The sequence below is a fragment of the Streptomyces bungoensis genome, from assembly GCF_001514215.1.
Classification (GTDB): Bacteria; Actinomycetota; Actinomycetes; order Streptomycetales; family Streptomycetaceae; genus Streptomyces; species Streptomyces bungoensis.
In genome coordinates this window covers 48,081-69,062 of the sequence record NZ_KQ948875.1, presented here as the reverse complement: position 1 = coordinate 69,062, position 20,982 = coordinate 48,081, and the positions used below count along the sequence as shown (strand labels likewise).

At 74.1% G+C, this 20,982-nt stretch carries 15 protein-coding genes, 1 tRNA gene and 1 pseudogene; 8 read left to right on the top strand and 9 right to left on the bottom strand.

The genetic code is table 11. The annotated features are described in order from the left end of the window. Positions 1 to 7 precede the first annotated feature (7 nt). The 3 genes from AQJ66_RS33295 to AQJ66_RS33285 form a co-directional block, all read right to left on the bottom strand. The gene (locus tag AQJ66_RS33295; protein WP_061929477.1) at positions 8 to 577 is read right to left on the bottom strand and encodes a TetR/AcrR family transcriptional regulator; all 570 of its coding nucleotides are present in this window, start codon (positions 575 to 577) and stop codon (positions 8 to 10) included. A gap of 110 nt (positions 578 to 687) precedes the next feature. Beyond that, positions 688 to 1,692: a LacI family DNA-binding transcriptional regulator gene (locus AQJ66_RS33290; RefSeq protein WP_079060573.1), complete on the bottom strand. Its 1,005-nt coding sequence runs from the start codon at positions 1,690 to 1,692 to the stop codon at positions 688 to 690. Positions 1,693 to 1,782: 90 nt separating this feature from the next. After that, positions 1,783 to 3,309, bottom strand: coding sequence for an alpha-N-arabinofuranosidase (locus AQJ66_RS33285; protein ID WP_061929473.1), 1,527 nt, complete (start codon positions 3,307 to 3,309; stop codon positions 1,783 to 1,785). 185 nt (positions 3,310 to 3,494) lie between these two features. Between AQJ66_RS33285 and AQJ66_RS33280 the strand changes: the two genes are divergently transcribed. After that, complete coding sequence (locus AQJ66_RS33280; RefSeq protein WP_061929470.1) at positions 3,495 to 4,451, top strand: LysR family transcriptional regulator; 957 nt, start codon at positions 3,495 to 3,497, stop codon at positions 4,449 to 4,451. Positions 4,452 to 4,540: 89 nt separating this feature from the next. Here the strand turns inward: AQJ66_RS33280 and AQJ66_RS33275 are convergent, their stop codons facing one another. Next, positions 4,541 to 5,986, bottom strand: a complete 1,446-nt coding sequence (locus tag AQJ66_RS33275) for a glyceraldehyde-3-phosphate dehydrogenase (protein WP_061929467.1) — start codon at positions 5,984 to 5,986, stop codon at positions 4,541 to 4,543. Between the two features lie 228 nt (positions 5,987 to 6,214). On the opposite strand from AQJ66_RS33275, the gene AQJ66_RS33270 reads away from it, so the two are divergent. The 6 genes and pseudogenes from AQJ66_RS33270 to AQJ66_RS33245 form a co-directional block, all read left to right on the top strand. Further along, the gene (locus tag AQJ66_RS33270) at positions 6,215 to 7,426 is read left to right on the top strand and encodes a hypothetical protein (protein WP_061929464.1); all 1,212 of its coding nucleotides are present in this window, start codon (positions 6,215 to 6,217) and stop codon (positions 7,424 to 7,426) included. Between the two features lie 78 nt (positions 7,427 to 7,504). Beyond that, positions 7,505 to 7,825 carry a hypothetical protein gene (locus tag AQJ66_RS33265; protein WP_061929461.1) on the top strand — a complete coding sequence of 107 codons (321 nt, stop codon included), beginning with the start codon at positions 7,505 to 7,507 and terminating at the stop codon, positions 7,823 to 7,825. A 103-nt stretch (positions 7,826 to 7,928) separates the two neighbouring features. Further along, positions 7,929 to 8,783: a PP2C family protein-serine/threonine phosphatase gene (locus AQJ66_RS33260; RefSeq protein ID WP_061929458.1), complete on the top strand. Its 855-nt coding sequence runs from the start codon at positions 7,929 to 7,931 to the stop codon at positions 8,781 to 8,783. Between the two features lie 50 nt (positions 8,784 to 8,833). Then, positions 8,834 to 9,850, top strand: a complete 1,017-nt coding sequence (locus AQJ66_RS33255) for an MASE1 domain-containing protein (RefSeq protein WP_107119115.1) — start codon at positions 8,834 to 8,836, stop codon at positions 9,848 to 9,850. 487 nt (positions 9,851 to 10,337) lie between these two features. Next, positions 10,338 to 11,744: an L-seryl-tRNA(Sec) selenium transferase gene (gene selA, locus AQJ66_RS33250; RefSeq protein ID WP_079060567.1), complete on the top strand. Its 1,407-nt coding sequence runs from the start codon at positions 10,338 to 10,340 to the stop codon at positions 11,742 to 11,744. Positions 11,745 to 11,747: 3 nt separating this feature from the next. Then, positions 11,748 to 13,493: pseudogene (locus AQJ66_RS33245) on the top strand (SelB domain-containing protein); the annotation flags it as partial. Between the two features lie 35 nt (positions 13,494 to 13,528). Here AQJ66_RS33245 and AQJ66_RS39160 read toward each other — a convergent pair. Continuing rightward, positions 13,529 to 13,621, bottom strand: a tRNA-Sec gene (locus tag AQJ66_RS39160). A gap of 35 nt (positions 13,622 to 13,656) precedes the next feature. Here AQJ66_RS39160 and selD point away from each other — a divergent pair. Beyond that, on the top strand, positions 13,657 to 14,667 hold the full coding sequence (gene selD, locus AQJ66_RS33240; RefSeq protein WP_061929448.1) for a selenide, water dikinase SelD: 1,011 nt from the start codon (positions 13,657 to 13,659) through the stop codon (positions 14,665 to 14,667). 69 nt (positions 14,668 to 14,736) lie between these two features. Here the strand turns inward: selD and fdh are convergent, their stop codons facing one another. The 4 genes from fdh to AQJ66_RS40890 all read right to left on the bottom strand — a co-directional run bounded on the left by fdh (position 14,737) and on the right by AQJ66_RS40890 (position 20,871). Next, on the bottom strand, positions 14,737 to 17,997 hold the full coding sequence (fdh, locus tag AQJ66_RS33235; RefSeq protein ID WP_244163009.1) for a formate dehydrogenase: 3,261 nt from the start codon (positions 17,995 to 17,997) through the stop codon (positions 14,737 to 14,739). Between the two features lie 152 nt (positions 17,998 to 18,149). Further along, the gene (nrfD, locus tag AQJ66_RS33225; protein ID WP_208611506.1) at positions 18,150 to 19,169 is read right to left on the bottom strand and encodes an NrfD/PsrC family molybdoenzyme membrane anchor subunit; all 1,020 of its coding nucleotides are present in this window, start codon (positions 19,167 to 19,169) and stop codon (positions 18,150 to 18,152) included. After that, positions 19,166 to 20,203, bottom strand: coding sequence for a 4Fe-4S dicluster domain-containing protein (locus tag AQJ66_RS33220; RefSeq protein ID WP_061929442.1), 1,038 nt, complete (start codon positions 20,201 to 20,203; stop codon positions 19,166 to 19,168). Before AQJ66_RS33220 ends, nrfD begins: the two co-directional genes overlap by 4 nt. A gap of 89 nt (positions 20,204 to 20,292) precedes the next feature. Further along, a complete protein-coding gene (locus AQJ66_RS40890; RefSeq protein WP_341849434.1) occupies positions 20,293 to 20,871 on the bottom strand; it encodes a cytochrome b N-terminal domain-containing protein in 579 nt (192 codons plus the stop codon). Positions 20,872 to 20,982 lie beyond the last annotated feature (111 nt).

The window sequence follows — 20,982 nt, the reverse complement described above, 5'->3', positions numbered from 1 at the left end:
GGGTGGGTCAGGGGGTCGGCCGGGTGCGCAGCAGGGTGTCGAGGGCGTCCACGATCCAGGTCCACGACGCTTGCGAGTCGGGCGCGCTGTGGCTGAACCCGCCGGCCGACTCCAGGTCGACGTAGCCGTGGAACACGCTGCCGAGCAGCCGGACCGCGTGGGTCTGGTCGGGTTCGGACAGGTCGTAGCCGCGCAGGACCGCCCGGGTCATCTGCGCGATGCGGACGCCGGCGCTCGCCGCGGCCGTCTCGGGGTCGAGCCGGTACCGCGCCGCCGTGTAGCGGCCGGGATGCTCGCGGGCGTAGTCGCGGTAGACGTCCGCGAACGCGCCGAGGGCGTCCTTGCCGGCCCGGCCCGCCAGCGCGTCGGCGGCCCGGTCGGCGAGTTCCTCCAGCGCCAGCAGGGCGATCCTGCTCCTGAGGTCGTGGGAGTTCCTCAGGTGCGAGTAGAGGCTGGCCACCTTGACGTCGAACCGCCGGGCCAGCGCGGACAGCGTCACCTGGTCGAAGCCGGCCTCGTCGGCCAGTTCGGCTCCGGCCCGGACCAGACGCCCGGTCGTCAGACCCGCGCGCACCATCGGGCACCTCCCGCCTTCCTGTAGTGATTATGCATTTTCCTAAAGCCTATAGGCAAATGGCGTACGGGTGTAGTGGGCGCGGGCGCGGCGGAGGTGGGGGCGGGCGGGTCTCAGGCGGTCGACTCGCGGATCACCAGGGAGTAGCCGCTGACGAACTCGACCTGCTCCGCCGGCGGCCCCGTCCGCCCGATCCGCGCGGCCAGCAGGGCGACGGCCCGCTCGGCCATCAGGTCGTGGTCCGGATCCACGGTGGACAGCGAGGGGACGAGGAACGCGCTCGTGTCGACGTTGTCGAAGCCGATCACCCGCACCTGCCCGGGCACGCGCACCCCGGCGTCGGCCAGGCCGCGCAGCGCCCCCGTCGCCACGGTGTCCGTCACGCAGAACAGGCCGTCGAAGTCGAGCCCGTCCGCGACCATCGCGCGCACCCGCCGGGCGCCGGCGTCCATGGTGAGCGACGGCAGGCACTGCACCAGTTCCGGACCGGCCGCCAGTCCCGCTGCCTGGAGCGCCTGCCGGTAGCCGCTGTGGCGCAGGCCCGACACGTCGACCTCGTCGCGCAGTTCCCCGCACAGGATCGCCACGCGCCGGCAGCCCCGCTCGACCAGGTGCCGGGTGGCGGCCGCCGAGGCCTCCACGTTGGGCATGGCGACGTGGTCCACGGGCCCGCCGAAGATCCGCTCGCCCAGGATGACCACGGGGTGGTCGACCCGGAGCAGCCCGGCGTCGGCGGGGCCCATGCCGACGGTGGCGAGGATCAGCCCGTCGTAGAGCCGGTTGCGGGACAGGGTCAGGGCCGCCAGTTCGTCCTCCCGGCGGGCACCGGTCTGCTCGATGCTCACGCGCAGGCCGTGCCGGGCCGCCGCCGCGACGAGGGCGGCGGCCAGCCGGCCGTAGTACGCGCTGTTCACCTCCGGCACCGCCAGGCCGATGGTTCCGGTACGGCCCTTGCGCAGGTTGCGGGCCGCCACGTTGACCCGGTAGTCCAGCCGGGCCATCGCCTCCAGGACGCGCTCGCGGGTGGCGGGGCGGACGTGGGGACGGTCGTTGATCACGTTGGAGACGGTCATCGCCGACACCCCGGCCGCCTTCGCCACGTCCTGGATCGTCGTCACGCTCACTCCCGCCCGGTGTCCTCCGCAAGACGATAGAGGGCGCCGTCGTGGACGGGCGGGCCGGCCGTCAGGCGTGGCGCGAGGGGTCCCTCAGTCCGTGAGGGCCATGGGAGCGCGCACCGTGACGAACGAGTGCGGCGGCAGCGTGAGGGCGAGCCCGCGGCCGGTGACGGCCAGGCCCTCGAACGGCCGGGGCGCCACGGCCGCGGGCGCCCGCGGGGTGTTGTGGGCCTGGAGCCGGTCGGCCGTGAGCAGGCGGGCGTACGGCTCACCGATCGTCCCGCCGCGCAGGTCCAGGGCCACCTCGGCGGGCTCCTCGGCGTCCAGGTTGCTGACCGAGACGAGCAGGTGGCCGTCCTTGACGCTGGCGGAGACGGACACCGTCTCCAGCTCGGCGTCGCCCACCCGGCGCCGGGCCGAGCCGGTGCGCGGGTGGACGGGGAGCGAGGTGGCGTCCTGGTGGCCCTTGTTCATCTCGAACACGTGATACGTCGGGGTCAGGACCAGCGCGTCCCCGTCGGTGAGGAGCATCGCCTGCAGCACGTTGACCGTCTGGGCGATGTTGGCCATGTGCAGGCGGGCGGCGTGCCGGTGGAAGACGTCGAAGTGGGTGCTCGCCACCAGCGCGTCGCGCATCGTGTTCTGCTGGAACAGGAAACCCGGGTCGGTGCCCGGCTCCACGTCCCACCAGGTGCCCCACTCGTCCAGCACCAGACCGACCGTGCGCCGGGGGTCGTAGACGTCCATGACGGTGGAGTGGCCGGTCAGGATCCGGTCCACGCGCCGCGCGGACAGCATCGTCCGGTAGTGGTCGTCGGTGGTGAAGTCCGTGGCGCTGCCCTTCGCCTCCCAGGGGCCGGCCAGGGTGTAGCAGTGGACGGAGACGCCCTGGAAGAACGTCTTCGGGGTGGCCTCGCAGCCGAAGCAGCTGATCTGCCGCATCAGCGTCTCCGTCCACCGGTAGTCGTCGTCGGAGGCGCCCGAGGCGATGCGGTACAGCTCGTTGCCGCCGTGGTCGCGGCAGTACGTGGCGTACTGGCGGGCCAGGTCGGCGGAGTACTCGGCGCGCATGTTGCCGCCGCACCCCCAGGTCTCGTTGCCGATGCCCCAGAACCTGACCCGCCACGGCTCCTCGCGCCCATTGGCCTTCCGCAGCCGCACCATGGGGCTGTCGCCGTCCCGGGTCAGGTACTCGACCCACTCGCTCATCTCCCGGACGGTGCCGCTGCCGACGTTCCCGCTGATGTACGGCTCCGCGCCCAGCAGTTCGCACAGGGCCATGAACTCGTGGGTGCCGAAGTGGTTGTTCTCCTCGACGTCGCCCCAGTGCGTGTTCACCATCCGGGGGCGCTGCCCGCGCGGCCCGATGCCGTCCTTCCAGTGGTACTCGTCGGCGAAACAGCCGCCCGGCCAGCGGAGGTTGGGGATGTCCAGCGCGCGCAGGGCCTCGACGACGTCGAGCCGGATGCCGCCCTCGTTCGGCACGGGGGAGTCCTCGCCGACCCAGAAGCCGCCGTACACGCACCGGCCCAGATGCTCGGCGAAGTGCCCGTAGAGATGGCGGCTGATCGTGGGTCCCTCGATGTCCAGGTTGATGATCGCGGAGGCGGTGGGCACGGCGGACTCCCGTCGCAGGGCGGAGATCGTGGCGTGGGGATCGTGGAGTGGGCATCGTGGAGCGGAGATCGTTTGTATCGATAAAAAGCTCCCATCGGTGGTCGGCGCGCGTCAAGGGTCCGGCCGTGCCCGGGGCCCCGCCGGCGAGGGCACAATGGGACTCCTCGACGACCGGGAGCAAAACGATGGAGCTGGAGCTGCGGCACCTGCGGGTGCTGTGCGCGATCGCCGACGCGGGCAGCGTGGGCCGCGCCGCCGCCCAGCTCGGCTACTCGCAGCCCGCCGTCAGCACCCAGCTCCGGCGCATCGAGCGCCACCTGGGCGAGCCGCTCTTCGAGCGGGGCGCGAGCGGGGTGCGGCCCACCCCCTACGGTGCCGAGGTCGTCGCCCAGGCCCGTGACGTGCTGACCCGCGCCGACGCCCTCGGCCGGCGCCGCCCGGCCGGGAGCCGGCCGCGCCGGCCCCTGCGCGTGGCCGCGACCAACTCGCCCATGCTCTCCGGCACGGTGTCCCGCGTCCGCACCCGGCTGCCGGAGCTGTCCCTGGCCGTCACCAGCGTCTACGCCTCCTCGCGGATCGTGGAGCTGCTGGAGGAGGGCGCGGCGGACGCGGCCATCGCCGCCGACTACCCGGGCCGGGAGCTGCGCCACTCGGCGGCCGTGAGACACCGCGGCATCGTCACCGAGCCGACGTTCGTCGCCCTGCCGGCCCGCCACCGGCTGCGCCAATGTGCCCAGGTGCAGCTGGCCGACCTCGCCGAGGACCCGTGGTTCGTGACGCCCGACGACGGCGCGGGCTGGCCCGGCGTGTTCTACGACGCCTGCGCCGCGGCCGGGTTCACCCCGGTCGCCGTCCACGAGTTCCTCGGCGACCAGACGCAGCTGCAGAGCATGATCGCCGACGGGCTCGGGGTGTCCCTCGTGCAGCCGACGCTGCGCCCGATCCCGCACGTCACCGTCAAGCCGCTGGCGGGCTCACCCCTGTGGTGCCGCTACGTGCTGGCCTGGCGGCCCGGCACGGTCACCGACGACGTCGCGGAGACCCTGGTCCAGTCGGCCACCGCGGCGTACCGCGACCTGGCCGCCCAGGCCCCGCACCTGAGGACCTGGGCCTCGCGCCTGTGGAGCACGGCCGGATCGTAGGGGCCCCGGACGAACGCCGACGACGCCTTGCGTACGACGGCCGCCGACCGGGATCCGGTCGGCGGCCGCGGACGGTGCGGTGCGAGGCGTCAGACCGCCGTCGCCGGGTACGTCGGGTACTCCACGCCCGAGACGTGCTGGACGACCCGGACGACCTGGCAGGAGTAGCCGAACTCGTTGTCGTACCAGAGGTAGAGGATCGCGTTGTCGCCCTCGACCTTGAGCGCGCCGGCGTCGACGATCGAGGCGTGGCGCGAGCCGATGAAGTCGCTGGAGACCGCGTCGGGCGCCGTCGTGAAGTCGATCTGGCGCTTGAGCGGCGAGGTCAGCGACACCTCGCGCAGGTAGTCGTGCACCTCCGCGCGGGTGGCCTCGCGGGCCAGCTGGAGGTTGAGGATCGCGATCGAGACGTCCGGCACCGGCACGCGGATCGAGCTGCCGGTGATCCTCGCCTTCAGGTCGGGCAGCGCCTTGGCGACGGCGGAGGCGGCACCGGTCTCGGTGATCACCATGTTGAGCGGCGCGGAACGGCCACGGCGCTCGGACTTGTGGTAGTTGTCCAGCAGGTTCTGGTCGTTGGTGAACGAGTGGACGGTCTCCACGTGGCCGCGCAGCACGCCGTACTCGTCGTCCATGGCCTTCAGCGGCGGGACGATGGCGTTGGTGGTGCAGGAGGCGCAGGACAGGATCTGCTCGTCCGGCTTGACCGTGTCGTGGTTGACCCCGTGCACGATGTTCGGGACGTCGCCCTTGCCCGGCGCGGTCAGCACGACCTTCTCGATACCGGGGCGCAGGTGCTTGGACAGGCCCTCGCGGTCGCGCCACTTGCCGGTGTTGTCGATGAGGATGGCGTCCCGGATGCCGTACTCGGTGTAGTCGACGTGCGACGGGTCGTCGGCGTAGATGACCTTGATCGCGTTGCCGTTGGCCACGATCGTGCTGCTGTCCTCGTCCACCGTGATGGTGCCCTGGAACTGGCCGTGGATGGAGTCCCGGCGCAGCAGCGAGGCGCGCTTGACGATGTCCTGGGCGCCGCCGCCGCGGACCACGATGGCGCGCAGGCGCAGGCCGTTGCCCGAACCGGCCTTCTCGATCAGCAGGCGGGCGACGAGCCGGCCGATGCGGCCGAAGCCGTACAGGACGACGTCGCGCGGCTCACGGCGCTCGATCTTGTTGGCGCCGGTCGCGCCGGCGACGGCCTCCGCGGTGAACTCCGCCACGCTCAGCCCGCGGTCGTCGGCCTTGTAGGTGGCGGCGAGCATGCCGAGGTCGATCTGCGAGGGCCCGAGGTCGAGGGTGGTCAGGGCCCGCAGGAACGGCATCGTCTCGGTGACCGAGAGCTCCGCCCCGGCGATCTGCCGGGCGAAGCGGTGCGTCTTGAGGATGCTGACCACCGACTTGTTCACCAGGGAGCGGCTGTGCAGCAGGACGGTCACGTCCCGCTCGCGGTGCAGCTTCCCGATGAGCGGGATCATCGACTCCGCGATCTCCTCGCGGTGCATCCAGTTGGTGAACGAGTCGTCGTTGACAGTCACAGATCTATCTTTCGAGCTAGGCAGCGCTCATATGGTAACCACACCCTACTTCGATCATTCGGGTGGTCTGCGCCGGGGAGCGGGTGACGAGGGGTTTGTCCTGATTTCGAGGTGAAGCGGTCCTCGCGTTCCCGGCAGGCGCCCCGCGGTTCCTGAATCAGGGTGGAAGACCGCGAGAAACCCGAGTCGCGCTTTGCGCGCCCCCACCGGCGTGACCATGGTCGGTGCGTGAGCACGTCTTCCGTACCCCGGCCCGATCCTGCCGCTCCGTCCGGCGCCGCCCTCCGCCGTCCCGCGCCGTCCCGCGCCGCCCGGCACCGGATCCCCGAGGGCGCCCGGACGGCCCTCGCGCTGTTCGCCGCGGTCCGGCTCGCGGGAGTCGCCGTCGTGATCGCCGTCAACCACCTCACCGGCCGCCCGCTGGTCAGGAACCTGGCCCACTCCTGGGACTCCCGCTGGTACCTGCACATCGCCACCCACGGCTACGAACACCTCATCCGGATCACCCCGACCGGCGGCGTGCAGATCGACTGGGCGTTCTTCCCGCTCTACCCGGGGCTGATCCGGGCCCTGGACACGGCTCTTCCGTTCACCCCCGGCGAGGCGGCCGTGCTCGTCGCCTGGGCCGCCGCCGGCGCTGCCGCGTACGGCCTCTACGTTCTCGGCCACCACCTGTACGGCCGGGCCGTCGCCACCGTCCTGGTCGGCCTGTGGGCCGTGCTGCCGCATGCCGTCGAACTGACCATCGCCTACACCGAGTCCCTCTTCTCCGCGCTCGCCGTGTGGTCCCTGTACTGCGTGCTCAGGGGCCGCTGGCTGTGGGCCGGCTCGCTCGCCGCCCTGGCCGGGCTGTGCCGGCCCACCGGGTGCGCGGTGGCCGCGGCCGTCGCCGTCGCCGCCGTGCACGAGGCGGTGCGCCGGCGCGGCCGCGTCCCGGCCGCCCTGTGGGCCGGCACCCTCCTCGCCCCGCTCGGCTGGCTCGGCTACATCCTGTGGGTGGGCCACCGCACGGGCGACCTGCTGCACGGCTACTTCACGGTGCAGAGCGCCTGGAACTCGCGCTTCGACCTCGGCGTCGGCGCCCTGCGCTTCGTCAAGGTGCTCGCCCTGCACGGCGGGCACGTCGTCTACCCGGTGGCCCTGGTGATCGTCCTGACCGCCGTCGTGCTGTTCGGGCTGCTGTGCCTGGACCGGGCGCCGCTCGCCCTGGTGGTCTTCGCGGGCGTGCTGCTGCTGCTCGTGGTCGGCGGCTCCGGCTCGTTCTCGTCCAAGCCGCGCTTCCTGCTGCCCGTCTTCCCGCTGCTCATCCCGCCGGCCCGGGCCCTCGCCCGCACCTGGCGCACCCGCCCGGCCCACGTCCTGCTGCTGGGCGGCGCCCTCGCCGCCGTGTCGCTGCTCTACGGCGCCTACGTGACGGTGGTGGCCCACTCCCCGCTGTGAGCCGGCCCGGTCCGCACGGGCCCGTGCGAAAGCCGGTTATCGGGGTAGGCGAGGCGGAAGTCCGAGGAAAGGAACGTCATGACGACCTACGTCATCACCGTCCCCGGTACCTTCACCGCGGGGGCCGGGCCCGACACCCGAGCGCGACTGAGCCGGGCACTGCGGCCCGCCGACCCGCACACCACCCGGATGGGCAGCACCGAGGACCTGGACGTGCTCAACGTCAACGAGGACAACACGTTCACCCTCCGCCTGACCGTCGAGGCGGACACCGGCCCGCACGCCGAGGAGGAGGCCCGCCGCCTCGCGGACTCCGCCCTGCACGACGCCGGGCTGGACGAGCGGACGGCACCTCTGGGACCCGCGGTGATCACCGGCATCGACTCGGACGTCCGCTGACCTCCTGCCATCGCGGACGGCTGCTCGCCGGGGGCGAATCCTCATATGAGGATAAAATCTAGACGTTTGCCGCACAGGACTGCCGTCCAGTCGGAAGTGACCGATGCCCCGCAAGCGCTCCACGGACGAAGGCGACGAGCTGCTGGCCAGACTCGGATCGCTCACCGCCCAGGCACGCGAGCGCGCCGAACAGCAGCGCACCCGGGTCGAGCTGGCCATCGCGCTGCAGCGGGGCATGCTCCCGCGGGACCTGCCCGCCGCCCCCGGCCTGCGCCTGGCGGTGCAGTACACACCCGCCACCTACGGACTCAACGTGGGCGGCGACTGGTACGACGCCTTCACCCTCCCCGACGGGCGCATCGGGCTGTCCATCGGCGACGTCCAGGGCCACAACATCGAGGCCGCGGCCTACATGGGGCAGGTCCGCGCCGGGCTGCGCGCCCTGGCCTCGGTCACCGGCGACCCGGGCGAGCTCCTCGCCCGGACCAACGAGCTGCTGCTCTCCCTGAACAGCGAGCTCTTCGCCACCTGCACCTTCATGCGGCTGGACCCGGTCACGGGCGTGCTGGAGAGCGCCCGGGCCGGGCACATCCCCTTCGTGTGGGCCACGGCGGACGGCAGGGCCGGCGTCGCGGACGACGAGGGAGGCCCGCCGCTCGGCATCGACAGCGGCACGCGGTACCCGGTGACCCGGCACCGGCTGGGCACGGGCGGCGTCTTCGTCCTGCTCACCGACGGCGTCGTCGAGGGTCCGTCGCTGGACATCGAGGAGGGCCTCGACCAGGTGGTGCGGCTCGCGGCCATCGCCGCCGTCGCCGGCCTGAAGGCGCAGGCACTGGCCGGGGCCGTGATCAAGGGGGCCGAGAGCGTCGGGCACGAGGACGACGCCGCGGTCCTCGTCGTGGGGCTGGACGCGCCGTGCGTCCCCGGACTCGACCAGGCCGGTGTTCAGCCTTAGGGCCGGACGGGGCTCCCCTCGCCTGGCCGACGGCGGCCCGCCGGTGTGAGATGGCTGCTGTGGTGGGTTTGAAGGATCTGCGCCGTCCGGGCGGCTACGCCGCCCAGGTGGTCGCCGTCGCCGCCTGCTACTACGCGGCGGGACGGCTGGGACTCCTGCGCCGGCTGATCGTCGAGGACGCCGTGGTCAGCCCCATCTGGCCGCCGACCGGGGTCGCCGTCGCCGCTCTGCTGCTCCTCGGGATGGGCTGCTGGCCCGGCATCGCGCTCGGGGCCTTCTTCATCGTGCTGGCCGTGACCCCCGATCCCGGCCCCGACGTGGTCATCACCGTCCTGGGCCAGACGGCGGCGCCCGTGTGCGCCGTGCTGCTGCTGCGCCGGGCCCGCTTCCGCATCGAGCTGACCCGGCTGCGCGACGGACTCGCCCTGGTGTTCCTCGGCGCGTTCACCGCCATGCTGATCAGCGCCACGGTGGGCGTCGGCCTGTCGATCCTGATGAACAAGCTGGCCGTCGGCCGGTTCTGGCCGGTCTGGCTGGCCTGGTGGGTGGGGGACGCGATGGGCGTCCTGCTCGTCACGCCCCTGCTGCTGTTGCTGCACCGGATGCGGTGGCCGCCGTCACCGGCCCGCTGGAAGGAGGCCACCGCGCTGGCGCTCGTGGCCTGCGCAGTGGTGCCGCTGGCCGCCTACAGCTCGATCAGCCTGCTCTTCCTCGTCTATCCGCTGATCATCTGGGCCGCGCTGCGGTTCGAGCTCGCGGGCAGCACGCTGTGCGCGCTGCTGACCTCCGTGCTGGCCACCGTCGCCGCGACCGACGGCGTCGGCTCCTTCTCCGGGCTGAGCCGGGTCGAGATCATGGCCAAGCTCCAGGCGTTCAACGGCGCGATGGCGCTGACCGCGCTGCTGCTGTCCGCCGTGATCACCGAGCAGCGCAACACCCGGCGCTCCGTCGAACAGGCGTGCAAGGAGCTGGCGGAGGTCCTCGAGCACCTCACCGCCGGCGACACCCCGCCGCCCCGCCCGCCACCGGACACCGACGAACGTGCCCGGCCCGGCGACGGCCGGTGACGGGGTGTCGGCGGATTCCTCGTCGCCGCCCGGCCGGCTCCGAAGGGGGTCGTCCCCGTGCCGCCCGCAGGCCCGCGCCGGCCCCGCCGGGCCGGGCCCGGCTCCGCCCGCCGGGCGATCAGGCGGCGGCCCGGCGCCACGCTGGTCGCCGCCGCGTGCGCTTTCGTCGGTCCTCGTGCCGCACCCGCCGGGAACGATTGCCGCTGTCCCGGCGTCGCCTGCTCCTCGGTGATGTGCCGTCGGGCCCAGGTGCCCGCCCCCGGCGGTCGGGGCAGGGGTGATCGGCCGGCTGCGGGGCGGCGGGTTCCCGCTCCTTCGCCTCGCCATTCCGAAGCCTGCGGCCGCCTGCGTTCGTACGGCGCCACGTCACGTACCGCCCGTGCCGGGCTCCCCGGTCACGGCGTGTCGAACGGCCGCACCGGGGCACTGGGAGACGATGGGCGATGCCCGCACGGGCACTGGGTCGGTCCGGAGGGACAGGGGCGGCATGGAACAGCGGGTGGCACCGGGACGGGACGACCGGGACGCCGAGACGACGAACCCGGCCACCCGGCCTGCGGCCCGGCCCCCGGAGAACCCCGGCCCACCGGCTCAGGACGCGCGGCGCCGCATCCCCCGTACCGACGCGCTGCTGCGCGACCCGCGGCTGGCGGCGGCGGCCGGCCGGCTGGGGGAGCGCGTGGTCAAGGCGGCGATCCGGCAGGCGCAGGACCGGGCCCGCTCGGGCGGCATCCCGCCCGAGCGGGTGCCGGACACGGCCGTGGCCCTGCTGCCCGCCACGCCCGGCGGACTGCGCCCGGTGATCAACGCCACCGGCGTCCTGCTGCACACCAACCTCGGCCGGGCCCCGCTGTCGGAGGCGGCCCGGCAGGCCGTGGCGGCGGCCGCCGGGCCCACGGACGTGGAACTCGACCTGGCCAGCGGCGTACGCGCCCGCCGCGGCCGGTCCGCCCTGGCCGCCCTGGCCGACCGGGTGCCCGCGGCCGGCGGTGTGCACGTCGTCAACAACGGGGCCGCCGCGCTGATCCTGGCCGCCACCGCGCTCGCGGCCGGCAAGGAGATCGTCATCAGCCGCGGTGAGATGGTGGAGATCGGCGACGGCTTCCGCCTGCCCGACCTCCTCGTCTCCACCGGCGCCCGGCTCCGCGAGGTCGGCACCACCAACCGCACCAGCGCCGCCGACTACGCCGCGGCGATCGGCCCCGACACCGGCTTCGTGCTGAAGGTGCACCCGTCCAACTTCCGCGTCACCGGCTTCACCCGCGCCGCCGGGACCGGTGAACTCGCCGCCCTGGGCGTCCCGGTCGTCGTCGACATCGGCTCCGGACTGCTCGCCCCGCACCCGGGGCTGCCCGAGGAACCCGACGCCGACACCGCGCTGCGCGCCGGTGCCGCCCTGGTCACCGCGAGCGGCGACAAGCTGCTCGGCGGACCCCAGTGCGGGCTCCTGCTGGGCCGCGAGGACCTGGTCCGCGAGCTGGCCCGGCACCCGCTCGCCCGCGCCCTGCGCGTCGACAAGCTGACCCTGGCCGCCCTGGAGGCCACGCTCACCGGGCCGCCCGCCCCGACCGCCACCGCCCTCACCGCCGATCCGGCGGCCCTGCGGCACCGGGCCGATCGGCTCGCCACCGCCCTGAGCGGCGACGGCATCGACGCGCGGGCGGTCGAGAGCGCCGCCACGGTCGGCGGGGGAGGGGCGCCCGGCGTCACCCTCGACAGCGCGGCGGTCTCCCTGCCCGAGCCGTACGCCGCCGCCCTGCGCACCGGCCCGGTCCCCGTGGTCGGCCGCCTCGAGGCGGGGCGCTGCCTGCTGGACCTGCGGGCCGTGCCGCCCGAGGACGACACCTGGCTGGCCGACGCCGTGCGAGCGGCCCGCCCGGCCGCGGGGAGGTGAGACATGCGGGTACTCGCCACCGCCGGCCACGTGGACCACGGCAAGTCGACCCTCGTCCGGGCGCTCACCGGCATGGAACCCGACCGGTACGAGGAGGAGCGCCGCCGGGGCCTGACCCTCGACCTGGGCTTCGTGTGGACCCGGATCGGCGGCCCGGACGGGGAGCCGACGGCCTTCGTGGACGTACCCGGCCACGAGCGGTTCGTCGCGACCATGCTGGCCGGCGTCGGGCCGGTGCCCGCCGTGCTGTTCGTGGTCGCCGCCGACCAGGGTTGGCAGCCCCAGTCGCAGGAGCACCTGGCGATCCTCGACGCGCTCGGCGTCCGGCACGCCGTCCTCGCCGTCACCCGCAGCGACCTCGCCGACCCCGAACCCGTACGCGCCGACGCCGTCGAGCGGATCGCCGCCACCTCCCTCGGCAAGGTGCCCGCCGTCGCGGTGAGCGCGGTCACCGGCGCCGGCCTCGACGAACTGCGCACCGAACTCGCCCGGACCGCCGCACAGCTGCCCGTGCCCGACCCCGGTGCCGACGTACGGCTGTGGCTCGACCGCGCCTTCACCGTGCGCGGCCACGGCACCGTGGTGACCGGCACCCTCGGCGCGGGCACCCTGCGCGTCGGCGACCGGCTGGCCACCGGGGACGGGACGGCCGTGCTCCGGGTGCGCGGGCTGCAGAGCCTGCACGAGGACAGGAGAGAGGCCGGAGCGGTGGCCCGGGTGGCCGTCAACGTGCACGGACCGGGCGACGGCGGCCTCGGCCGCGGGCAGGTGCTGCTGACCCCGGACCGCTGGCTGCACACGAGCGTCGTCGACGCCCGCGTCACCGGCGAACCGGTCGCCGACCTGCCCCGCTCGGTCACCCTGCACATCGGCACCGCCGCCGTCCCCGTCACCGTCCGCCCGCTGGGCGAGGACACCGCCCGGCTCACCCTGGTCCGGCCGCTGCCGCTGCGCGTCGGCGACCGCGCCGTGCTGCGCGAACCGGGCGGCACCCGGACGCCCTGCGCGGTCACCGTCCTCGACGTGCGGCCGCCCCGGCTCACCCGGCGCGGCGCCGGCCGGGCCCGCGCCGCCGAGCTCGCCGGGATGACCGGCCTGCCCGACGGCGCCGCCGAGCTGCGCCGCCGCGCCCTCGTCCGCCGCGCCGACCTGATCGCGATGGGCGTCGCGCCCCCGGCCGAGCCGGTCGCCGGGGACTGGCTGGCCGATCCGGCGCACTGGACGGCGCTGCGCGACCGGCTGGCAGCCGAGACCGCCCGGCACGCCCGCGCGCACCCGCTGGAACCCGGCCTGCCCGCCGAGGCCGCCCGCCGCCTGCTGGACCTGCCCGACCGGGCCCTCGTGGACGCCCTCGCCCGGAACACGCCGGGCATCACCGGCCGCGAGGGCCGGCTGTACCCCGCCGGCGCGCTGCGGCCCGCCCTGCCCCCGCCGGTGCGGGCCGCCGTGGACGCCGTACGCCGGGACCTGGCCCGTACGCCGTTCCGCGCGCCCGAGGCCGACCGGCTGGCCGGGCTCGGGCTCACCCGCAAGACGCTGGCCGCCGCGGTGTCCGCGGGAGCCCTGCTGCGCGTCGCCGAAGGGATCGTCCTGCTGCCCGGCGCGGACACGGAGGCGGCCGCCGTCCTGCGCGGGCTGCCGCAGCCGTTCACGCTCAGCGAGGCCCGGCGGGCCCTGGACACCACCCGGAGGGTGGCCGTGCCGCTGCTGGAGTACCTGGACGCGCACGGGTACACGGAACGCGTCGACGACCAGCACCGGCGTTGCCGGACCCGGTCCCGGAGCGGAGGCGGACGGGAATCGAACCCGCCTGCCCGAGATCCTCGGACACCTCGGTTTTGAAGACCGGGAGGGCCACCAGGCACCCACACGCCTCCACCGCTCGCTCAGGCTAGTGCCCCGGGAGACACGTATGACACCGACCCGCCAAGCGTCCGTCCGCCTCACGCAGTTCGCCCACGGCGGCGGCTGCGCCTGCAAGATCCCGCCCGGTGAGCTGGAGGAGGTGGTCAGCGGCCTCGGCGCGCCGCTGACCGGGGGCGACACCTCGCTGCTGGTGGGCCTCGCGACCGGCGACGACGCGGCCGTCGTCACCCTGTCCGGGCAGGACCTGGCCCTCGTCGCCACCGCCGACTTCTTCACCCCCGTCGTCGACGACCCGTACGACTGGGGGCGCATCGCCGCCGCCAACGCGCTCTCCGACGTGTACGCGATGGGCGGCCGGCCCGTGCTCGCCGTCAACCTGCTCGCCTGGCCCCGCGACCGGCTGCCCTTCGAACTGGCCCGCGAGGTGCTGCGTGGCGGCCTCGACATCGCCACCGAGGCGGGCTGCCACGTCGGCGGCGGCCACAGCGTCGACGACCCGGAACCCAAGTACGGCATGGCCGTCACCGGGGTCGCCGACCCCGCACGGCTGCTGCGCAACGACACGGGCCGGGCCGGGCTGCCGCTGTCGCTGACCAAGCCACTCGGTCTGGGCGTGCTGAACAACCGTCACAAGGCGACGGGGGAGCGGTTCGAGCAGGCCGTCGCCACCATGACCGCCCTGAACCGGGACGCGTCCGCCGCCGCGCTCGCCGCCGGCGCCACCTGCGCGACCGACGTCACCGGCTTCGGCCTCCTCGGCCATCTGCACAAGCTCGCCCGCGCCTCCGGCGTCACGGCCGTGCTCGACACCGCCGCGGTGCCCTGCCTGGACGGCGCCCGGGAGGCCGTGCGGGACGGCTACGTCAGCGGCGGCACCCGGCGCAACCTGGAGTGGGTCGCGCCGTTCACCGACTTCGGCGGCACGGACGCGGACACCCGGCTGCTGCTGGCCGACGCGCAGACGTCCGGCGGGCTGCTGGTGGCCGGAGAGGTCCCCGGAGCGCCGGTGGTGGGGGAACTGGTGCCCCGCGGAGCCCACTCGATCGTGCTCAGGTAGACGACACCCGGCCGCTCGCGCGGCACGGGAGCCGGGGAGGGGCCCACGCGGGCCCCTCCCCGGCTCCCGTCACTGCTCCGTACCGGTCTTGTCGTCGATGCCCGCCCGGATCCGGTAGGCACGCACCAGCTCCACCGACGCCGGGCCCCGCGGCCGCCGCCCCGGGCGGATGTCGACGGCGAACGCCTTCGACTCCTGGATGTGCGTGTTGGGATCCAGGGACAGGTGCAGCAGCTCGTTGGCCGCGTCCCCGGTGCTGTAGCCGTTGGGACCCCAGTGGTAGGGCAGCCCCACCTGGTGCAGCCTGCGCCCCTGCACGGTCAGCGGCGCCATCCGGTCCGTCACCAGCACCCGCGCCTCCACCACGCCCCGGGCGCTGACGATCGTCGCCCAGCCGGTGTGCTCCAGGCCCCGCTCGGCGGCCAGCTCCGGGGACACCTCGCAGAAGAACTCCGGCTGCAGCTCCGCCAGGTACGGCTGCCAGCGGGACATGCCGCCCGCCGTGTGGTGCTCGGTGAGCCGGTAGGTGGTGGCCACGAACGGGAACACCTCCGAACCGGGCTCACCGGCGCTCGGCTGGTACCGGTTGTTCGGGACCGTGGGCATCAACTGCCGTACCGGATTGCGCTGTTGCCGGTACAGCAGGTTCGGGAACGGCGAGTCCTGCGGCTCGTAGTGCGTCGGCAGGGGACCGTCGGTCAGCCCGGACGGGACGTACAGCCAGGCCTTGCCGTCGGCCTGCATGACGAACGCGTCCGTGCCCGACAGGGCCTCCGGCCCCGTCGCGTCCTGCGGCGGCCGGTGGTCGGGGGCCTTGTCCTTCTTGAAGTCCGGCACGTCGTGCCCGGTCCACTGCCCCCGCTCCGCGTCCCACCACACCAGCGCCTTGCGCTCGCTCCACGGTCTGCCGTCGGGGTCCGCCGAGGCGCGGTTGTACAGGATGCGCCGGTTGGCCGGCCAGGCCCACGCCCACTCGGCCGCCACCCAGTCCTGCTCCCCGCCGGGCTTGCGGCGGGCCGCCTGGTTGACGCCGTCGGCGTGGACCCCGCAGTAGATCCAGCAGCCGCAGGCCGTGGAGCCGTCGTCCTTGAGCTGTTCGTACGAGGACAGCGGCCGGCCCTCCGCGTCGTGGCCGTTGATCTCCGCCAGCACCGCCTCCGCGTCCGGCTCCGCGATCGTGCCCTTCACCGGGTAGTCCCAGGTGAGGTCGAGCAGCGGACGGTCCATCTCGTCGGTGGACCCGGCGAGCTTCCGCCGGATCAGCCGCCCGAGGTGGTAGGCGAACCACAGGTCGCTGCGCGCCTCGCCGGGCGGCTCCACGGCCTGGTGGTGCCACTGCAGCAGCCGCTGGGTGTTGGTGAAGCTGCCGTCCTTCTCGGTGTGCGCGGCGGCCGGCAGGAAGAACACCTCGGTGCCGATGTCCTCGGTGCGCAGCTCGCCGGTCTCGATCTCCGGGCCGTCCTTCCACCAGGTCGCCGACTCGATGAGGGAGAAGTCCCGCACGACCAGCCAGTCCAGGTTGGCCATGCCCAGGCGCATCAGCTTGGAGTTGGCGTTGCCCACGGCCGGGTTCTCCCCGACCAGGAAGTAGCCCTTGCAGGTGCCCTCCAGCTGGGCCATCGTCGTCTCGTACGTCGAGTGCGAGCCGGTGAGCCGCGGCAGGTAGTCGAAGCAGTAGTCGTTCTCGGCGGTCGCCGCGTCACCCCAGTAGGCCTTGAGCAGGCTCACCAGGTACGCGCGCATGTTGCCCCAGTAGCCCTTGTGGGCCGCCTCGGCCTCCACGAACGCGTCCAGGTCCTGCTTCTGGTGCGCGTGCGGCATCGGGATGTAGCCCGGCAGCAGGTTGAACAGGGTCGGGATGTCCGTCGAGCCCTGGATGGAGGCGTGCCCGCGCAGCGCCAGGATGCCGCCGCCGGGCCGGCCGATGTTGCCGAGCAGCGTCTGCAGGACGGCGGCCGCGCGGATGTACTGCACGCCGACCGTGTGCTGGGTCCAGCCGACCGCGTAGGCGAAGGCCGTCGTCCGGTCGCGGCCGGAGTTCTCCGTGACCAGCTCGCACACCTGCCGGAACAGGTCCTGCGGCACCCCGCAGATCTGCTCGACCAGCTCCGGCGTGTACCGGGCGTAGTGCCGCTTGAGGACCTGCAGCACACAGCGCGGATGGGTGAGCGTCTCGTCCCGTTCCGGCTCGCCCTCCCCGATCACCGCACCGCCGGAGCCGTGCGCCTCACCGCGGGCCGCCTCGGTCACCGATCTGCCGCCGCCGGTGCGCTGGTCGTACTCCGCGTCACGCTGGCCCGAGGCGGCCTGCACCTCGGTGCCCTCGTACTGCCAGGTGCTGTTGTCGTAGGAGCGGCTGTCGGTGTCCAGGCCGGAGAAGACGCCGTCCAGGTCCTCGGTGTCCCGGAAGTCCTCCCGCAGGATCACCGGCGCGTTGCTGTACGCCAGCACGTAGTCGCGGAAGTACTTCTCCTCCCGCAGCACGTAGTTGATGATCCCGCCGAGGAACGCGATGTCCGAGCCCGCGCGCAGCGGCACGTGCACGTCCGCGAGCGCGCTGGTGCGGGTGAACCGCGGATCGACGTGGACCACCTTGGCCCCGCGCGCCTTGGCCTCCATCACCCACTGGAACCCGACCGGATGGCACTCGGCCATGTTCGAGCCCTGGATGACGATGCAGTCGGCGTTCTGCAGGTCCTGCTGGAAGGTGGTCGCGCCGCCGCGTCCGAACGAGGTTCCCAGACTGGGAACGGTGGAGGAGTGTCAAACACGCGCCTGGTTCTCGATCTGGATCGCTCCCATGGCGGTGAACAACTTCTTGATCAGGTAGTTCTCTTCGTTGTCGAGCGTGGCCCCGCCGAGGCTCGCGATGCCGAGGGTGCGCCGGGTGCGGACCTGGTCGGCCTCCCACTCCCAGCCGTCCCGGCGGGCCGCGATCACCCGGTCGGCGATCATGTCCATCGCCGTGTCCAGGTCCAGCCGCTCCCACTCGGTGCCGTGCGGCCGCCGGTAGAGCACCTGGTGCTCACGGGCGCCGCCGGTGGTCAGCTGCAGGCTCGCCGCGCCCTTGGGGCACAGCCGGCCGCGGGAGATCGGCGAGTCCGGGTCGCCCTCGATCTGGGTGACCTTGCCGTCCTGCACGTACACGTTCTGTCCGCAGCCCACCGCGCAGTACGGGCACACCGACTTCACCACCCGGTCGGCGCGGGCCACCCGGGGTTCGAGCCGTGCGGTGGGCCCGCTCTTGGCGGCGGCTCCCCGGCCCAGCGGGTCGGTCCCGGTGAGCTGGCGGTAGACCGGCCACGAGCCGATCCAGGTGCGTACGCCCACGACGTGCTCCTCCCGCTCGGTGTCCCGATTCTCGCGCGGCGGCTCGGCCACGGCATCTGGTGACCGTGGCGTGCGGACCGGTACCCCTGCCGGTCAGGGCCAAACGCGGACGGACCGGCTCGCCCTCGTCCCGCAGTTCCTCACCGGCGGGCTCAGCGGCCGCGCTCCGTCAGCCGCTCCCGCTGCGGCACCACCGTGTACTTCGGGTCCTCCGCCGACGCCACCCCGGCGTGGAACACCGCGAACCGCAGCGCGGCCGACCCGGTGAGCAGCGCGGTCCCGGCCGCCGCGGCGAGCCACCGGTCGCGCCGCCGTCCCGACACCACGGCCAGCGCCGCACCGCCCGCCGTCAGGACCTCCGACATCCGCAGCAGCAGGTGCGGGCGGCCCTGCTCGTAGGGCTCTGCGGACAGGCCCATGCGCTGCTTCATCAGCTGGAAGGAGCCCAGCTCCAGCGCGGCCCCGAGCACGGCCATCCGGCGGGCGGGCCCCGCCTGGCCGGCCGGCGCGGCCAGCAGCCCGAGCCCGGCCGCCGCCGACGCGCCGGATCCCGCGAACACGAACGGCAGTTCCCGGTAGCCCTCGTGCCACGACGGCACCGCGGTGTCGGCGACGAGCACCGCCGTGTAGGTCGCCACCCCGGTCCCCAGGACGGCCGCGCCCGCCGTGGCGGCGGAGCCCACCAGCCGGTACCGGCGCGCCACGTCGGTGGCCGCGGCGGCCATCGTCAGCGGTGCGTACGCCGTGAGCAGCCACGAACCGACGCTCATCGGCGAGGTGGGCTTGAAGACCCGGAGCATGTTCAGGAACCGGGCCGGGCGGCCCAGGTCGTGCACGAGCGCGGCCAGCGACAGCGAGATCGCCCCCGCCGCGCCGAGCTTCGCAGCTCGGGCCAGCACCGGCCGCCCGGTGAGGTCGGCCCCGGCCGCCAGCAGCGAGGACCCCCCGGCCAGCCCGCCGAGGTACAGGTAACCGGCGATGTCCAGGGGCTTCCAGGTCGGCCTGTTCAGGACCGGCTTGCCGTAGTACGACGAGAACTCCGCCTCCGGCACCATCGGCTGCTCGCCCCGGCCGCGCCGGCGCCGGCGGCGCCCCGCCGCGGCGCCCGTCAGCGCCTCCCGGTCGGGCCGGGCGCCCCGCACACCGCCCCGGGTGACGTCCGATCCGCTCATCGCGGCCTCCTCACGAAGCTGCCGAGGGCCAGCGCGGCCAGCGACACGGCGGCCAGCGCCGCGTGCCGCCACATGTCCGGCAGGTCCCGGGTGGTGACCACCGGGTCCGGCGGCAGGCCGTAGACCTCGGGCTCGTCCAGCAGCAGGAAGAACGCCCCGTCGCCGCCGACCCCGTCGTCCGGGCTCTCGCCGTAGAGGCGGGCGTCGGTCACGCCGGCCGCGTGCAGCTGGGCGACCCTGCCCTGCGCCCGCTCGCGCAGCTCCTCCAGCGGCCCGAACTGGATCGACTCGGTCGGGCAGGACTTGGCGCAGGCAGGCTCCATGCCGACCCCGAGCCGGTCGTAGCACAGCGTGCACTTCCACACCCGGCCGTCGTCCTTGCGCTGGTCGATGACGCCGTAGGGGCAGGCGGGCACGCAGTAGCCGCAGCCGTTGCAGACGTCCTCCTGCACGACCACGGTGCCGAACTCGGTACGGAACAGCGCCCCCGTCGGGCACACGTCCAGGCACGCCGCGTGGGTGCAGTGCTTGCACACGTCGGAGGCCATCAGCCAGCGCAGCTCCGTGCGGCCCTCGGGGGCGAGCGGGGAGATCCGCCCGGCCGGGGCCGCCTCGGATGCCCGGTCGGGCGGGGGAGCGGTGGCGCCCGGGCCGGGCGAGCCGGCGTCGGTGCCGAGCCGGGTCGCGGCGGCGAACACGTCGACGTCCTCGTGCGCCACCCCGGGCTCCTGCCCACCCAACGGCTTGCGCTGCTCGATGAAGGCGACGTGCCGCCAGGTGTCGGCGCCGAGCCCCTGCGTGTTGTCGTACGACATGCCGGTCAGTTCCAGGCCGTCCTCCGGGACGGCGTTCCACTCCTTGCACGCCACCTCGCAGGCCTTGCAGCCGATGCACACGGAGGTGTCCGTGAAGAAACCCATCCGCGGCGGCGCCTGCGGATAGCCGGCCGCGCCGGCCACGTCCGGTTGCGGACCGAAGAGCAGGTTGCCGCCCACGGCTGCGCCGTCCGCCCCCGTCCTGTCGTCCGGGTTCATGCCGCACCCTCCTCGCTCACGACTCGTCCGCCGCCCCGGGTACCTCGCCCGGGCCGGCCCTCACGAACTCCACCCGCCGCCTCTCCCGTTCACGCCTCGGTGCCGCCGGCGCGCGGCCGCGGCGTGTCGCGCACCATGATCCGGTGTGCCTCCGCACGCGACGGCAGCGTGCCTCCTCGTACCCGCCGGCCGCCTGCGACGCACCTCCCGGTGTCGATGTACCGCGGGACCAGCGGCCTGCCGACGACGTCGCGGGTGGTGCGGCCGGGCTGCTTCGCCCACTGGGTGTGCTCGTGGTAGGTCACGAAGAACGGGTGCACGGTGACGAGCGTCAGCAGCAGCCCCGGCACCAGCGGGACGTGCGTCACGTACAGCCGCGGGATGATCTCGTGCCCCGGGTACCGGCCGCCGAAGACGAGGAACGACAGGTACGTGCCGGTGACCGGGATCGGCAGCACGATGCCCTGCGAGGTGCGCGGACCGGTGCCGGACCGCAGGTCGTCGGGGAGTGAGTGGCCGCGGCAGGCGCCGGTCCAGCGCGGTCGCCGGCCGTTCGCCGCGTCCGTCGCCCCGGGGCGACTCCTGCTCGTCGGACACCGCCACTGCGTGCCAGCCCTCCGCCCCGTACCGGGTTCCTCACGCTCGGTGCTCTGTCCCGAGCCTGGCACGAGTGCCCTCGACCCGCTCGTCCGAAACGGCCCGCCGGGGCCGCGGTCGCCCGGGCGTCGCCGTGACCGTCCGCGGCGAGCGCCCCCGGCGCGTCGCCTCCGCCTGGGCCG

Bases quoted from the DNA above. Each gene is read 5' to 3' on its own strand.
- AQJ66_RS33255 (WP_107119115.1), top strand. From the start codon at position 8,834: ATGGCTGCTGTGGTGGGTTTGAAGGATCTGCGCCGTCCGGGCGGCTAC.
- selA (WP_079060567.1), top strand. From the start codon at position 10,338: ATGGAACAGCGGGTGGCACCGGGACGGGACGACCGGGACGCCGAGACG.
- AQJ66_RS33295 (WP_061929477.1), bottom strand. From the start codon at position 577: ATGGTGCGCGCGGGTCTGACGACCGGGCGTCTGGTCCGGGCCGGAGCC.
- AQJ66_RS33260 (WP_061929458.1), top strand. From the start codon at position 7,929: ATGCCCCGCAAGCGCTCCACGGACGAAGGCGACGAGCTGCTGGCCAGA.
- selD (WP_061929448.1), top strand. From the start codon at position 13,657: ATGACACCGACCCGCCAAGCGTCCGTCCGCCTCACGCAGTTCGCCCAC.
- AQJ66_RS33265 (WP_061929461.1), top strand. From the start codon at position 7,505: ATGACGACCTACGTCATCACCGTCCCCGGTACCTTCACCGCGGGGGCC.
- AQJ66_RS33280 (WP_061929470.1), top strand. From the start codon at position 3,495: ATGGAGCTGGAGCTGCGGCACCTGCGGGTGCTGTGCGCGATCGCCGAC.
- nrfD (WP_208611506.1), bottom strand. From the start codon at position 19,169: ATGAGCGGATCGGACGTCACCCGGGGCGGTGTGCGGGGCGCCCGGCCC.
- AQJ66_RS33220 (WP_061929442.1), bottom strand. From the start codon at position 20,203: ATGAACCCGGACGACAGGACGGGGGCGGACGGCGCAGCCGTGGGCGGC.